The organism is Saccharothrix sp. S26 (assembly GCF_021390395.1).
In the GTDB taxonomy this organism is placed as follows: Bacteria; Actinomycetota; Actinomycetes; order Mycobacteriales; family Pseudonocardiaceae; genus Actinosynnema.
This window is the reverse complement of sequence record NZ_JAJUWT010000003.1, coordinates 65,006-79,641: the sequence shown is the minus strand read 5'-3', so window position 1 is coordinate 79,641 and position 14,636 is coordinate 65,006. Positions and strand designations below refer to the sequence as shown.

The 14,636-nt window shown below is 73.2% G+C and carries 13 protein-coding genes; 3 read left to right on the top strand and 10 right to left on the bottom strand.

Annotated features, from left to right (window positions below; genetic code table 11):
* Nucleotides 1–41: 41 nt before the first annotated feature.
* From LZG04_RS05215 to LZG04_RS05180, 8 genes are all read right to left on the bottom strand, one after another.
* Nucleotides 42–461, bottom strand: a complete 420-nt coding sequence (locus LZG04_RS05215) for a YciI family protein (protein ID WP_233813703.1) — start codon at nt 459–461, stop codon at nt 42–44.
* 133 nt (nt 462–594) lie between these two features.
* Nucleotides 595–1,689: a cellulose binding domain-containing protein gene (locus LZG04_RS05210; protein WP_233813701.1), complete on the bottom strand. Its 1,095-nt coding sequence runs from the start codon at nt 1,687–1,689 to the stop codon at nt 595–597.
* A gap of 205 nt (nt 1,690–1,894) precedes the next feature.
* Entirely contained in the window at nt 1,895–2,305 is a 411-nt protein-coding gene (locus LZG04_RS05205) for a hypothetical protein (RefSeq protein WP_073887904.1), read from the bottom strand.
* 4 nt (nt 2,306–2,309) lie between these two features.
* The gene (locus tag LZG04_RS05200; protein WP_233813699.1) at nt 2,310–3,920 is read right to left on the bottom strand and encodes an ABC-F family ATP-binding cassette domain-containing protein; all 1,611 of its coding nucleotides are present in this window, start codon (nt 3,918–3,920) and stop codon (nt 2,310–2,312) included.
* A 146-nt stretch (nt 3,921–4,066) separates the two neighbouring features.
* The gene (locus LZG04_RS05195; RefSeq protein ID WP_233813697.1) at nt 4,067–4,831 is read right to left on the bottom strand and encodes an ABC transporter permease; all 765 of its coding nucleotides are present in this window, start codon (nt 4,829–4,831) and stop codon (nt 4,067–4,069) included.
* Between the two features lie 19 nt (nt 4,832–4,850).
* A complete protein-coding gene (locus LZG04_RS05190; RefSeq protein ID WP_267935135.1) occupies nt 4,851–6,098 on the bottom strand; it encodes an MFS transporter in 1,248 nt (415 codons plus the stop codon).
* A 79-nt stretch (nt 6,099–6,177) separates the two neighbouring features.
* Nucleotides 6,178–6,609 carry a MarR family winged helix-turn-helix transcriptional regulator gene (locus LZG04_RS05185; protein WP_233813693.1) on the bottom strand — a complete coding sequence of 144 codons (432 nt, stop codon included), beginning with the start codon at nt 6,607–6,609 and terminating at the stop codon, nt 6,178–6,180.
* A gap of 51 nt (nt 6,610–6,660) precedes the next feature.
* On the bottom strand, nt 6,661–8,157 hold the full coding sequence (locus LZG04_RS05180) for an NCS2 family permease (protein ID WP_233813690.1): 1,497 nt from the start codon (nt 8,155–8,157) through the stop codon (nt 6,661–6,663).
* An 83-nt stretch (nt 8,158–8,240) separates the two neighbouring features.
* On the opposite strand from LZG04_RS05180, the gene LZG04_RS05175 reads away from it, so the two are divergent.
* Nucleotides 8,241–8,510, top strand: a complete 270-nt coding sequence (locus LZG04_RS05175) for a DUF2530 domain-containing protein (RefSeq protein WP_308198962.1) — start codon at nt 8,241–8,243, stop codon at nt 8,508–8,510.
* A gap of 750 nt (nt 8,511–9,260) precedes the next feature.
* Here the strand turns inward: LZG04_RS05175 and LZG04_RS05170 are convergent.
* Nucleotides 9,261–12,089, bottom strand: coding sequence for a sacsin N-terminal ATP-binding-like domain-containing protein (locus LZG04_RS05170; protein ID WP_233813688.1), 2,829 nt, complete (start codon nt 12,087–12,089; stop codon nt 9,261–9,263).
* The gene (locus LZG04_RS05165) at nt 12,086–12,865 is read right to left on the bottom strand and encodes a DUF3027 domain-containing protein (protein ID WP_233813686.1); all 780 of its coding nucleotides are present in this window, start codon (nt 12,863–12,865) and stop codon (nt 12,086–12,088) included. Before LZG04_RS05165 ends, LZG04_RS05170 begins: the two co-directional genes overlap by 4 nt.
* A 69-nt stretch (nt 12,866–12,934) precedes the next feature.
* Here LZG04_RS05165 and LZG04_RS05160 point away from each other — a divergent pair, with 69 nt between their 5' ends.
* Entirely contained in the window at nt 12,935–13,681 is a 747-nt protein-coding gene (locus LZG04_RS05160; RefSeq protein WP_233814398.1) for a glutaminyl-peptide cyclotransferase, read from the top strand.
* 18 nt (nt 13,682–13,699) lie between these two features.
* A complete protein-coding gene (locus LZG04_RS05155) occupies nt 13,700–14,605 on the top strand; it encodes a threonine/serine dehydratase (protein ID WP_233813684.1) in 906 nt (301 codons plus the stop codon).
* Nucleotides 14,606–14,636 lie beyond the last annotated feature (31 nt).

Sequence of the window (14,636 nt, the reverse complement as noted above, 5' to 3'; positions counted from 1 at the left end):
CCCGCCGCGCCCTCGCGAGCGCGGCGGGCAGCCCGTGGCCTTCAGAGCTGCCCGGTGGCCTCCCGCCACGCCCGCTCCTTGCGCACCCACTCGTTGTCCTGCGGGAACTCGTCGATCGACGGCACCCGCCGGACCTCGGTCTTGAACCCGGCCCCCGTGATCGGCAACCGCTTCGCCCACTCGACCGCCTCCTCCTTGGAGGCCACGTTGAGGATGTAGAAGCCGTTGAACAGCTCCTTCGTCTCGCCGTACGGGCCGTCGGTCACCACGGGCGGCTCGGCCGAGTAGTCGACCACCACGCCCTCCGCCGCGTCCTCGAGCCCTTCGGCGGCGACCAGCACCCCGGCCCTGATCAGCTCGTCGTTGAACTTGCCGACCGTCTCCAGCATCACGCCGAAGTCGATCTCGCCCAGGCTCGCGAGCGCCTCGTCCGTCGCGCGCATGATCAGCATGTACTTCATCGTTCCGTCTCCCTCGGCAGTCGTCCGGGCCCTTGTTCCGGCCCCCGTTCACCCCAAGGTCGAACGGCCCGCGCCGCGGATCGACACGCTCACCGAACTCCGACCGTGACGGCCGTCACACCTCCGCGCCGGGTCAGCCGGTCGTGCAACTGACCGTGGCGGCCGTGCCGGTGCCGTTGGCGAGGAAGCCGAAGGCGGCCGAACCGCCTGCCGGCAGCGCCCCGTTCCAGCCCGCGTCCCGTGCCGTCACGGTCGGTCCGCTCTGCGTGGCGGTGGCGCCCCAGACCTGGGTGAGCTGCTGGCCGTTGGCGAAGGTGAGCGTGGCCGTCCACTTCGCCGTCGCGGTCGACGTGGTGTTGCGGACGGTCACCTCGCCCTGGTAGCCGCCGTTCCACTGGCTCGCGACGCGATAGGTCGCGGCGCACGCGCCGACAGGCGGGACGGTCGTCGTGGTCGTGGTGGTTGTCGTGGTGGTCGTGGTGGTCGTCGTGGTCGTCGGGGTGTTGCCGAGGGCAGCCGTCAGGGCCGGGTACCAGCGGTCGGCCATCTTGCGGAAGCCGGCGTCGTTGGGGTGCACGCCGTCACCGGTGTCGGTGGTCGTGTCGAAGCCGGTCCACTGGTCGACCACGGTGATGGGCGAGCGCGCCGTCGTCTTGGCCGCCGCCCAGCCGGGGATGGCCTCGTTGAGCGCCACGACGTGGGTGCACTCGGGGCACTTCATCGGGATGATCTTGGCGACCAGGATCTTCATGTCCGGGTTGCTCGCCCGCATCTGGTCCACGAGCTTGGAGAACGCGGCGATGACGGACTCGATGGGGCGGAAGTTGCCCCACATGTCGTTGGTGCCCAGGTGCATGAGGACGATGTCGGGCCGGGTGGCGTCCAGCCACGCCGGCAACTGGTTCTGCTCGGCGATGCCGATGGCCGAGTAGCCGCCGTGGCCCTCGTGGTCGCCGTCGAACGGCACCGAGCACCCGCCGCCGGGCTGGGTGCCGACGAAGTCGACGCCGGTGTAGCCGGTCTTCTGCAGGCGGTCCCAGAGGTACGCGCGCCAGCAGCCGGGACCGGCCGTGATCGAGTCGCCGAGCGGCATGACCCGCGTCGCGGCGGCCGGGCCCGGGGCGGTGGCGGAGAACGCGGGCTGGGCCACGACGAGCGCCGACAGCGCGAGGAGCGCGGCGGCCAGGGCCACCAGGACGGGAGGTCGGGACTTGCTGCGTGCGGGCACGGTTCGTCTCCTTCGTGACGCGGCCGGGTGCGGGTCGGTGACCACCCGCTCTGGGAGCGCTCCCAGAAGCCGATGGCTGCACGATCGGCCGCGGAAGCCACCGCAGTCAACGCACGCGTCTCGACCGCACCACCGATTCGCCCGAGTGGGGACGGTGGGGCGTCTCACCCGGGCCCCATTCGGCCCAGGGGCACTTCGCGCCGGGTCAGCGGCGACGTCCGGCCTTCAGCGGGGCCACGTCCGCGCCGTCGTGGGAGCTGCGGCACTCGTCCGGCGTCACGGCCTCGACCGCCAACGTCAGCATGCCCTTCACCCCGGTGTAGATGCTCTCGCCCGCCGACGCCAGCGACGTGTGCACCCGGTTGGAGTCGGAGAAGTCGCGCTCGTCCTTGGTGCGCTTCTTGCCGGCCTCCTCGGGCTTGGTCGCGCTGCGCAGGTTGACCTCCAGCCACGCGGCGACCTCGGTCGGCGTGGTCAGCACTTCCTCCGGCGTGCGCTCCAACCGCTCCGAGCGCGGGGAGGCGTGGTCGAGGGACGTGTGCTCCACATAAGCGTGCCAATGCGTGTTGCGCAGTGACCACGTCTGCTCGATCGGCCAGTCCTCCTCGGTGCCCATGCGCCTATCTTGCCAGGGTCCGCACGTCCAAGGTGTGGTCAACCCCCACCGCCGACGCGAGCCTGCGGTCGTGGGTGACGAGCAGCAGCGTGCCGCCGTAACCGTCCAGCGCCCGTTCCACCTGCTCGATGGCCGCCAGGTCGAGGTGGTTGGTCGGCTCGTCCAGCACCAGGCACGTCGTCCCGCGCGCTTGCAGCACCGCCAACCCCGCCCGCGTGCGCTCACCCGGCGACAGCGACCGCGCCGGCCGCAGCACGGCGTCCGCGCCCACCCGGAACTTCGCCAGCAGCGTCCGCGCCTCCACCTCCGCCAACCCGGTCAGGCCGGTCACGACCTCCAGCACCGACGACGGCACGGCGAAGTCCGCGCGCACCTGGTCGACCTCGCCGACCACCACCCCCGGACCTTGGCTCCGATCGCCTGCCACCAACGGCAACCGGCCGAGCAGCGCGCCCAGCAACGTCGACTTGCCCGACCCGTTCGGTCCCGCGATGCGCCACCGCTCGCCCGCGCCGATGGTCAGGTCGACCGGCCCGAGCGTGACGTCACCCCGGCTGACCACCGCACCGCGCAACGTGAACGCGACCTCGCTGCCGCGTCCCGCGCTGGGCAGCGTCAACCGCAGCTCCCACGGCTCGCGCGGCTCCTCGACCTCCTCCAGCCGCTCCAACTGGCGGTCCACGACGGACGCTTTCGCGGTCAGGTTCTCCGCGCCCTGCTTGCGGGCGGCCTTGATGTTCTTGTCGCTCTCGTCGGACTTCGCGTTGCGCCGCACGCCCTGCCGCGACCACTCCCGCGTCTGCCGGGCCCGCGCGGTCAACGCGTCGCGCCGTGCCGCGTAGGTCTCGTACTCCTCCCACGCCCGCTGCCGCGCGCGGGCCTGCTCCTGCACGTAGGCGTCCCACCCGCCGCCGAACACGCTCACCCGGTGGCTGAACTCGTCCAGCTCGGCGATCCGGGTCGCGGTGCGGGCCAGGAACTCGCGGTCGTGGCTGACCAGCACCATCCCGGCACGGCTGCGCAGCACGTGCGACTCCAGGACCTCCAGCCCGGCCAGGTCGAGGTCGTTGGTCGGCTCGTCGAGCAGCAGCACGTCGGCCGTCGTCAGCAGCACGGACGCCAGCCGCAGCCGCGCCGACTGCCCGCCGGACAGCTCGCCCGACCCGCGCTCGTCGAGCAGGGTCGCCGGCAGCCCGAGCCGTTCGCACACCTCGTCGGCGCGTTCGGCGAAGTCCGCCGCGCCGGCCGCCGTCCACGCGTCGAACGCCCGCGCGTAGGCGTCCTCCGCGCCGGGCGCGCCCTCGCTCAACGCCTTGGTCGCCGCCTCGAACGCCCGCTCCGCCGCCGCCACGCCCGTGCGCCGCGCCAGGTGCTCGCGCACCGACTCCCCCGGCCGGATCTCGGTCTCCTGGGTGAGGTGGGCGACGAGCCCGCGCGCGACGACCGTGCCGGAGTCCGGGGTCAGCTCGCCGGCCAGCACGCGCAGCAACGTCGACTTGCCCGCGCCGTTCGGCGCGACGAGCCCTACGCGTTCGCCTTCGGGGACATCGAGGTCCACCTCCGAGAGCACGGTCCGCGGGCCGAACGACAGCGTGACGTTCCTGGCTGTCAACACCGCCCGATCGTGACACGCGCACCCCGCGCCGGCACGCGAGTTTCGCCGCCGGGCACGACGAGGCCCCGCCTCCGGCGGTACGACCGGGAGGCGGGGCCTCGTCTGTTCCCGAACTGACTGCCGCTCCCACCACGAAGCGACGAGACTTAGGTTAGCCTAACTTCCCCCACGGCACCAGCCCTGCGCACGAGCCCGCGCGCGACCAGCTCCACGACCACCGCGATCGCCACCGCCTCCACCGCCAACAACCCCAGCAGCACGACCAACTGCAAGGCTCCCGCCTGCCACACCGGCGCGCCGCCCAGCAGCATCCCGACGAACGCGCCGGGCAACGTGACCAGGCCGACCGTGCGGGTCTGGTCCAACGCCGGGACCAACGCCTCGGCCGCCGGCCGCCGCACCAGTTCGCGCACCGCCACCGGCTCGGTGAACCCCAGCGCCAGCGCCGCCTCGAACTCGCCGTGCCGGTCGCGCAACGTGTCCAGCGCCCGCCGCACGGACAACGTCGTCGCCGTCATCGCACCACCGATCAGGATGCCCCCGACGGGCACCAGCGCGATGCCCCGCAGCGGCACCAGGCCACTCACCACCAGCGCGGCCAGCGCGGGCACGGTGCCGCCGAGGATCGCCGCGCCCACCCACACCCCGCGTCGGCCGGTCTTCGTGCGGGCCGCGGACGTCCCCGTCGCCACACCGGCCATCAGCACCAGGAACGCCGCCGTCAGCGGCAGTGACGCCAGCACCACCGTGATCACGGCCGACACCGCGGCCAGTTGCGCGGTCGCCCGCAGCGCCGCGCGGACCACCGGCCGGGGCGAGGCCAGCCGCGCCCACCAGAGCACCGCGGCCGCGACGGCGGTGAAGATCAGGCAGACGACGAGCAGCCGGACCCAGTCCGTTGCGATGACCACGCGCCCATTGTCGGGCGCCTCAGGCGCGGGCGCGGCGGCGCAGGCCCAGGCGGTGCGTCGGCAGCTTCAGACCGCCCCGCCGGGCCAGCACGACCCCGCCGACGACGGCCGCCAGGATCGACACCGCACCACCCACGACCAGCGGCGCGCGTGCCGTGAAGTGCTCCGCCAGCCAGCCCATCACCGGGCCGCCCACCGGGTTGCCGCCCAGGAACACCAGCATGTACAGGCCCATGACCCGACCGCGCATGGCGGGCGACACGGCCAACTGCACGGTCGCGTTGGCGGTCGTCGTGAACGTCATCATGGCGATGCCGAGCGGGATCAGGGCGGCGCACGTCAGCCAGATCGAGGGCATGATCCCGGCGACGATCTCCAGCACGCCGAACGCCAGCGCGCCGATGATCAGCAGCCGCAGCCGGGGCTTGCCGTTCGCGCTGCGCTTCGCCGCCAGCGTCGCACCGGCCAGCGTGCCGACCGCCAGCATGGTCGACAGCAGGCCGTAGGCGTCGGCGTCACCGCCGAACGTGTTGCGCGCCAGCACGGCCAGCGTGACGTAGAAGTTCAGCCCGAACGTGCTGATGAAGAACACCAGGAACAGCAGGATCACCAGGTCGGGGCGCTTGCGCACGTACCGCAGGCCCTCCCGCAGCTGGCCCTTCTCGCGCGGCACGGGGTCGCCGCGGTGCAGCTCCGAGGCGCGCATCAGCAGCAACCCGGCCAGCACGCCGACGAAGCTGACCGCGTTGATCAGGAACACCCAGCCGGTGCCGACCACGATGATCATCACCCCGGCCACGGCCGGTCCGACCATGCGGGCCAGGTTGAACGTCATCGCGTTCAACGCCACCGCGTTGGTGAGCTGGTCGCGGCCGACCATCTCCACCACGAAGCTCTGCCGCACCGGCGTCTCCACCGCCGACACCGCGCCGAGCAGCAGGCACAGCAGGTAGACGTGCCACAGCTGCACCACGCCGGTGACGTCGAGCAGGCCCAGCGTCAGCGCGCAGAGCCCGAGCCCGGTCTCCAGCACGAGCAGCAGCTTGCGCTTGTCCATCCGGTCGGCGAGCACGCCCGCCCACAACGACAGCAGCAGCGTGGGCGCGAACTGGAGGGCGGCGGCGATGCCGAGCGCGACCGGGGAGCCGTCGGACAGCTCCAGCACGAGCCAGTCCTGGGCGACGCGCTGCATCCACAGCCCGACCAGCGAGACGACCTGGCCGGACGCGTAGAGCCGGTAGTTGCGCACGCGCAGGGAGCCGAACATGCGCCGGCGTGGCGGGGGTGCGGCTGGGTTGCGTTCGACCTGGTCTGTCTCTGCACCACCCGCGTACGCCGGCACTTCGTTACTGCCCCGCCATCCTGTCGATTATCTCGGCGGCGCGCGACAGCACGCCCCGGTCCTCCGGTGTCAGCTCCGCCAGCCGCTTGTCCAGCCAGGCCTCGCGCGCGGACACCTCTTCGTTGATGTAGCTCAGCCCCGCCTCGCTCAGCTCCACGATGGCCTGGCGGCCGTCGGTGGGGTGGGGGCGGCGCGTGGCGAACCCGAACTCCTCCAGGGCCGCGATCACCCTGGTCATCGACGGGGGCTGGACGCCTTCCTTGGCGGCCAGCTCGCCCGGCGTCAGGGGCCCGCACTTGTGCAGCGTCGACAGCGCGGACACCTGGGTGAGCGAGATCGCGGAGTTCACCCGCTGCGCGCGGAGCCTGCGGTTGAGCCGGACGACGGCCAGCCGCAACCGACTCGCCAGTCCCGCCTCAGCCTCGGTCTCCGTCACGTAGTTAGCATACCTCACGATCTCTGCGCCCGTCGTGTGAACTTGCCCATCTCAGCCGGCGAGAACGGCCTGGATGGGGCCGATCGCGAAGTAGACGACGAACGCCGCCGCCACGACCCACATCAGCGGGTGCACGCTGCGCGCACGCCCGGTGAGCGCCCGCAGCACCACGTAGCTGACGAAGCCCGCGCCGATGCCGTTCGCGATCGAGTACGTGAACGGCATGATCACGATGGTGAGGAACGCGGGCAGGCCGACCGAGAAGTCCGCGAAGTCGATCTCCTTGATCTGCATGATCATCAGCGCGCCGACGACCACCAGCGCGGGCGCGGCGGCCTCGATCGGCACCACCGCGTACAGCGGGGTGAGGAACATCGCGGCGAGGAACAGCAGGCCGGTGACGATGTTGGCCAACCCGGTCCGCGCACCCTCGGCGATGCCGGACGCCGACTCGATGTAAACGGTGTTGGACGACGAGGACGCCGCCCCACCCGCGACCGCGCCCAGGCCGTCGACGAACAACGCCTTCGACACGCCCGGCAACTGGCCGTCCTTGCCGATCAGGCCGGCCTCCTTGCCGAGGCCCGTCATCGTGCCGACGGTGTCGAAGAAGTCGGTGAGCACGAGCGTGAACACCAGCAGCGCGGCGGTCAGCGCGGGCACCCGCGTCCACGCGCCGAACGACACGTCACCCAGCAGTGAGAGGTCGGGCAGCCCGAACACCTGATCCGGCAACGCCGGGTAGCCGAGGTTCCACCCGGTCGGGTTGGTGCCCTGCGACGGGCCCGCCTTGACGATCGCCTCGATCACGATCGACAGCACGGTCGCCGCCAGCACGCCGATCAGGATCGCGCCCTTGACCTTGCGCGCGACGAGGATGCCGGTGACCACCAGGCCGACCACGAACACGAACGTCGGCCAGGACGCGATGGACCCGTTGATGCCCAGGCCGACCGGCACGGTGGTGCCCGCGGCGTCCGGCAGCCGCCGCACGAAGCCCGCGTCGACCAGGCCGATGAAGCAGATGAACAACCCGATGCCGACCGCGATGGCCGCCTTGAGCTCCGCCGGCACCGCGTTGAACACGGCCGTGCGGACGCCCGTGACGACCAGCAGGAGCACCACGAGGCCGTTCACCACGACCAGGCCCATCGCTTCGGGCCACGACATCTGCGGCACCATCGTGACGGCCACGAACGAGTTGATGCCCAGGCCGGTGGCCAGCGCGAACGGGTAGTTGGCGACGAGTCCGAACAGGATCGTCATGACCCCGGCCACCAACGCCGTCACCGCCGCGACCTGCGGGACGGTGAGGATGTTGCCGAGCACGTCGACCTTCGCGCCGGGGGCGTCGGCGGCGAAGCTGCCCAGGATCAGCGGGTTCAGCACGACGATGTAGGCCATGGTCACGAAGGTGACGAGCCCGCCGCGCACCTCCCGCCCGACCGACGAGCCGCGTTCGGAGATCTTGAAGAACCCGTCCAACTTGGAACGGCCGGGCCCGCCCGGCGGCGGTGTCTGCGTGGCGGGTGTCTCGGCGGTCGCCATCTGGTCTCCTCGGTGCTGATCCGTCGTGCTCGAGCAGGGCAGAGCGTGCCCTACCGGTGTTGCGGGCAGGTAGCCTGCCGCACGTGGCCGAACAGGACGCAACACCCCTCCCACCACCGCCCCCGCTGCCGGCGAAACTGGCCGACCCGATGCCCGCGATCGTGGTCGGCACAGCCCTGTGGGTGCTCGCGCTGGTCGTCGTCCTGCTGTTCGCCCGCGACCACACCGTCCTGCTGTGGACGTGCCTGTCCGGCGGCGTGCTGGGCATCATCGGCTACGGCATCTTCACCTGGCAACGCTCCGCCGCCCGCCGCGGCAGCCGCACCGCCCAACACGGCCAGGGCCTGGAATAACCCCCCACCCCACCCAGCCGGCCGGCCGGCACCCACCCAATCGGCACCCACCCAAAACCCCGCGCCGCCCGCCCGCCAGCCAGCTACCTGCCGAACGCCACCAGCGACGACCGGCGCGACGACCACCGGCCAGCACCCGGCGACCAGCCCTCAGCCCCGCCGCCAGTCCCACCGCCAGTCCCACCGACAGTCCCACCGACAGTCCGCGCGCCCTCCGCAGCCCTTCACAGCCACTGGCCCGACACTCACACTCACCGGCCAACCCTCGCCACCACGCGCGCACTCACCACCGCACACCGGGCACCCGCCACCACGCACCCGCGATCACGGACAGCCCGGGACACCCGCGACCATCACCGCCCCGGCCACCAGCGGCCCGGCCACCAACGGCCCGACCACCAACGGCCCGGCAGCCCTCGGCCGAGGCCAGCGGCCGTCGGCCAGTCCTGCCCGGCCAGCCCCACGACCGGTCGTCGGCCACCACGGGCCCTCGGCCGACGCCCAGCCCGCTCCGGCCCGCGCCCTCCTCAGCCTGGCCCCCTCCTCAGCCCGGCACCCTGCTCGGCTCGACACCAGCGTCACGGCGCAGCACCGGGCTCGGTGGCACCTCTCGGCGGACACTGGGGGCCGGGGCGCCGCGCCTCCCTCTTTTCCGGCAACAAATCCCGGATTTCCATTCATCCCCGGAGGCGCTTGCACGATCGGGTGATCTTGCGGCGGGCCAGGGCCCGGGACAAGGCCAGGTGAGGGTCAGCCCAGGAGCACTGCGGGGGTCGGGTCGGCGATCAGGGCGGCGAACGTGTGTCGATCATCCCACCGGCCGGTGGTCCACGCCAGCGCACGGGCCAGGCCTTCGGGGGTGTCGGCGGCATGGACGACGTCACCGTCGACCCACCACGACACCGAGTGCTCAGCGCCCTCGGCCGCCACCACCAGATCATCGTGCACGATCAGCGAACCCGACGGCAGCTCCACGCCCAACAGGTCGCACGCCAGCCGCACCGCGCCCAGCTCCGACCAGATCACCTCGTCACCCTCGCCGACCACGGCCCCGGAGACTTCCTCCGACGCCAACGGCAGCGCCAAGAGCTCGGCCAGTTCCGCCGCCGAGCCGGACGAGGCCAGCACCTGGGCGGGCGGCAGGACGCCGAGCAGCCACGGCAGGTCCAGCACGAGCACGTCGTCGGCCGGTTCGGCGGTGCCGGTCAGCGCGCGCACCCGGTCCGGCGGCTCGACGCTCACCGAGTCCGCGACCTCCGCCAGCAGGCCGTGCACGCGCAGCACCAACGCATCGGACAGCTTGCGCGCCGGGTCACCGAGCCGGGCGATCAGGTCGGTCACGTCGTCCGAGTCCACCACGCTCAACGACGTGCGCACACCGGCCGCCGCCAGCACGTGCGGCGGCACGTCGACCGACGGCACGACGTCGTACAAACCCTCCAGCCCGTCGGCGTCGGGCAGTCGCCACGACCCGAGCGGCTCGCCGTCGATCGTCGCGTATCGGGCCAGCCACCAGCCCGTGTACCCGTCCGGCTCGGTCACCGCGCGCCACGCCACCGGGTCGGCGGCCATCATCGCCAGCGCCTGCGGCCACTTGTCGCGCGCGACCAGGTCCAGGTCGCGGATGCCCAGCACCCGCGTGGGCGGCACGTCGAACGCGTCCCACCAGTAGCCCTCGTCGGCGAGGTCGTGGTCGGGTTCGGTGGGCGAGTCGTCCTCGACCACGGTGAACCCGTCGATCACGCCGACGTCGGTCAGCACGGACCGCGGCCAGTCCGCCGCGAGCGAGGCGTCCAGCACGCCGAACGGCGCGTCGGGCTCCAGCACCGCCAGCAGCGCCGAGTCGGGCAGCACGAGTTCGTCGGCGCGCCGCCACTCGCCGTCCGCCGACGGCAGCGCCAGCTCGGCCAGCCACGGTCGCCCGCCGGCCCGCGACACGAGCCGCAGCACGGTCCGCACCAGCTCCGGGCCGTCCAACGCGGGGTCGTCGAGGCTGCGGTGCACGGCTTCGCGCACGGCGTCGGAGTCGAGCAGCTCGGCCGGGCCCGCCTCGGTCGCGCCCAGCCGCAGCAGCAGCGGGTGCGCCGCCTCGGGGTGCGCGATCCGCAGGCCGGGCACCGAGAACAGGTCCGTGTCGGTGCCCACCAGCACCCCGCGCGGGCTGCTCACCAGCCGCCCGTCCACCAGCGGCACGGGCAGGCTGCCCAGCTCCTCGCGGGCGGTGGAGTCGACGTCCGCGACGGGTGCGAGCGCGTCGTACACCTGGTGCCACCACGTCGGGTCGCCGCCGACCCCGGCCAGCGCGGCGACCACTTCGGACACACCCATTCGCGGCACTTCCAGCGCGGCCAACGCCTTCGCGTGCGGCGGCAGGGTCAGTTCGTGGTCGAGCAGGCCCGGTACCACGTCCTCCAGCAGCTCGACCAGCTCGAACGACGCCAGGTCGAGCACCTTCGCGGTCGTCGGCGCGAGCCACTCGCCGTCCGCGCCGGGCAGCCAGGGCGCGTCGCGCAGGGCGCGGAGGATCCCGGTCCACAACCGGTCGTCCACTTCGGACAGTGGGAACCCGGGCAGCGGCACGAGCGACGTGCGCTCGACGGCGGGCAGCTTCACGACCAGGTCCGGGTACGCCAGGGCGGCCTGCTCCAGCACGAACGACGCCGCCGCACCCGCCAGCACGCGCCGCCGCGACGGCTCCACCGGCAGGGTCGCGATCAGCCGCGCGGGCAGCGACAGCTTCTCGTCGGTGGGCGTGGGCGCGTGCAGCACGTCGCCGGACAGCGGCTCGTCCATGGGCCACGCCCAGCACACCGACCACTGCGGCCGCGACTCGACGCCCGCCACGAGCGACGCGGGCAGTTCGCCGCCGACGCGGTGCACCAGCCACCGCTGCGCCCCGCCGGGCCCGGTCAGCACGACGACGCCGTCGGCCTCGGACCGCTCCCACGCGTCCGCGCCGACCTCGACCCGCCGCAAGCCGGGCAGCGCCAGCAGCAGGTCGGGCACCTGGGCCGCGAACTCGGCCAGCAGCCCGTCCGCGTGCACCTTCAGCGGCAGCCGGACCTCGGTGTCGAACCCGTCGGGCAGGTCGGTCTCGTCGGACGGCCACACCAGCCGCAGCACGGGCACGTCGCCGCCGCGCGCGGACGCCAGCGACGGCACCGCCTCGCGGGTGCGCTCGGCGGAGAACGCCACGGAGCCGGACCGCGACACGACGCGCGGCTCGTCCGTCACCGCGAGCACGGCCGCGAAGCCCACGCCGAACTGGCCGACGGTGTCCGCGGCCTTGGAGGAGGCGCGCAACGACGCCAGCGCCGCCACGCCCGCCGCGTCCAGGGGCGCGCCGGTGTTCGCCGCGCGCAGCTCGCCGTCCACCAGGGTCAGCCGCAGCACGCCGGGCGCGTCACCGGCCGCGTCGGACGCGTTCTGCGCCAGCTCCACCAGCAGCCGGTCGCGGTACCCGCCGAGCCTGAGGTCCTCTTCGGCGTTGGCGTCCTCGCGGAACCGGGTGGGCGAGCCGCGCCACGCGGCCAGCACCGACTCGCGCAGCGCCTCGGTGCCGAACGGGTCCGCGCTCACTTCCCGCTCTCGTCGGCAGCCGGGTTGGCCTCCACGTCGAGCACCGCGTCGTCGTAGACGACCTCGGCGACGGGCACGAGCGGGCCGCCCTCGACCTCGACCTCGGAGTGCGCGCCGCACCCGTACTCCACGTGCACGACGTGCCCGTCGGCCGGGGTCATCTCGTTCGCGCACACCCCGAAGGCCGCGCCGAGCGATCCGGCGATGCGGGTGTAGAAGCCGCACGTGCCGCAGGTGGCGGGCGCGCTGCGGGCCATCTCGCTGCGCGGCCCGAAGTCGCCGGTGTGCCAGCGCTGGGCGGCGTCGAGCACGCCTTCGCGCGACAGCACGCGCACGCGGCCGAGGCCGACCTCCAGCGCGACCTCCTCGACGGCCGGGTCGTCGGAGGCGACGTACCCCGGCGCGAGGCGCGGGTCGTCCTCGGGCGCGGGCAGCAGGTCGCCGACGCCGAGGTCGCCGGCGCGCACGCGCTCGTGCCACGGCACCCACTCGGGCGCGACCAGCGCGTCGTCGCCGGGCAGGAGCACGACCTCGCTCACCGACAGCGGCGTGCCGGGTCCGGCGAAGGCGACCGTGACGGCCCAGTTCCAGCCGCGGTAGCCCGCGTGCTCGGCCTCGAACAGGTGCGTCGCGGACACCTCGTCCTCGGCGACGGTGCCCACGTGGGCGCCGATGCGTTCCTCGCCCGCCTCCTCCTGTGCGGCGGCTCGGGCGAGCTGGACTGCCTCGGTGTCGGCGAGCGCGGGATCGGGCTGGCGGGTCGGCGTGGCGGTCACAGGTGAATTGTGCCGCACGTCTTCGCAGCCCCGTGCACACGTGCCACCCTTTCGGACGTGCGGTGGCTCATGATGGCGGCGGTCCTCGTCTTGTCGGCGGCGTGCGCCACCCCTCCGAGCGGTCCGGTACCGGGGCCGACCCGGGTCGAGGTGCTGGGCACGTTGCCGCACGACCCGGGCGCGTTCACGCAGGGCTTGGAGCTGTCCGACGGCGTCCTCTACGAGGGCACCGGGCTCGAAGGCCAGTCCTCGCTGCGCCGCCTCGACCCCGTCACCGGCCGGGTGGAGCACCGCGTGGACCTGCCGGAACCGCTGTTCGGCGAGGGCATCACCGTGGTCGGCGACCGGATCTGGCAGCTCACGTGGCAGGACGGCGTGGCCATCGAACGCGACCGGGACACGCTCGAAGAAGTGAGACGCGTCACCTACGAGGGTGAGGGTTGGGGTCTGTGCCGTGACGGCGGCCGGCTGGTGATGAGCGACGGCAGTGACGAGCTGGCGTTCCGCGACCCGGCGTCGTTCGCCGAGACGGGACGGGTCGCCGTCCGCCGCGACGGGCAGCCGGTGACCCGCCTGAACGAGCTGGAGTGCGTGGACGGCCAGGTGTGGGCCAACATCTGGCAGAGCGACGAGGTGGTGCGCATCGACCCGGCGAACGGCCAGGTCACCGCCGCCGTGGACCTCGGCGGCCTGCGCCCGCCGGACGTGCCGGCCTCGAACGTGCTCAACGGCATCGCGGCCGTGCCGGGCACGGACGAGTTCCTGGTCACCGGCAAGAACTGGCCGACGATCTTCCGGGTCCGGTTCACCCGGTAGTGACCTACGGTCGGGCAGGTGGACATCGACCTCGACAACATCGCCCGCGCCGCCGAGACCATCGACCCCGTCTTCCGGGGCACCCCGCAGTACGTGGACGAGCAGCTGTGCGCCGCGCTGGGCCGCCGGGTGTTGATCAAGGTCGAGACGGTGAACCCGCTGCGCAGCTTCAAGGGCCGCGGCGCGGACTTCATGGGCGCGACGCTGCCGCCCGGCCGGCCGGTGGTGTGCGCGTCGGCGGGCAACTTCGGCCAGGCCGTGGCCTACGTGGGCCGCCGGCGCGGCTTCCCGGTCGAGGTGTTCGTCTCCGAGTCGGCCGTCCGCGACAAGGTGCGCCGGATGAAGTCCCTCGGCGCGGCGGTCACGGAGGTGCCGGGCGACTTCACCGGGGCCAAGGACGCGGCCCGCGAGCACGCCCAGCGCACCGGCGCGGTGTTCGTCGAGGACGGCCGTGACGTGGCCATCACCGAGGGCGCGGGCAGCATCGCCGTGGAACTCCTCCGGGCCGGCACCCCGATCGACACCGCCGTCGTCCCGGTCGGCGACGGCGCCCTGATCACGGGCATGGCCCGCTGGCTCAAGGAGCACTCCCCGACCACCCGGGTCGTGGGCGTGTGCGCGGAGGGCGCCCCGGCCGTCGCCCGTGCCTGGGCGGGCCGCCCGGTGGCCGACACGCCCATCGACACCATCGCCGACGGGATCGCCGTCCGCGTGCCCGTGCCGGCGGCCATCCCGAGGCTGCGGGCCCTGGTGGACGACATGCTCCTGGTGCCCGACGACGCGATCCGCGAGGCGATGGCGCTGGCACGGACGACGCTGGGGCTCGTGCTGGAGCCGGCGGGCGCGATCGGCCTGGCCGCCGTCGCCACCGCCGACATCCCGGGCGAGACGATCGCCACCGTGCTCACCGGCGGCAATGTGTGAGACAGCCCGCACCGGGTGAGGCAGGATTGGA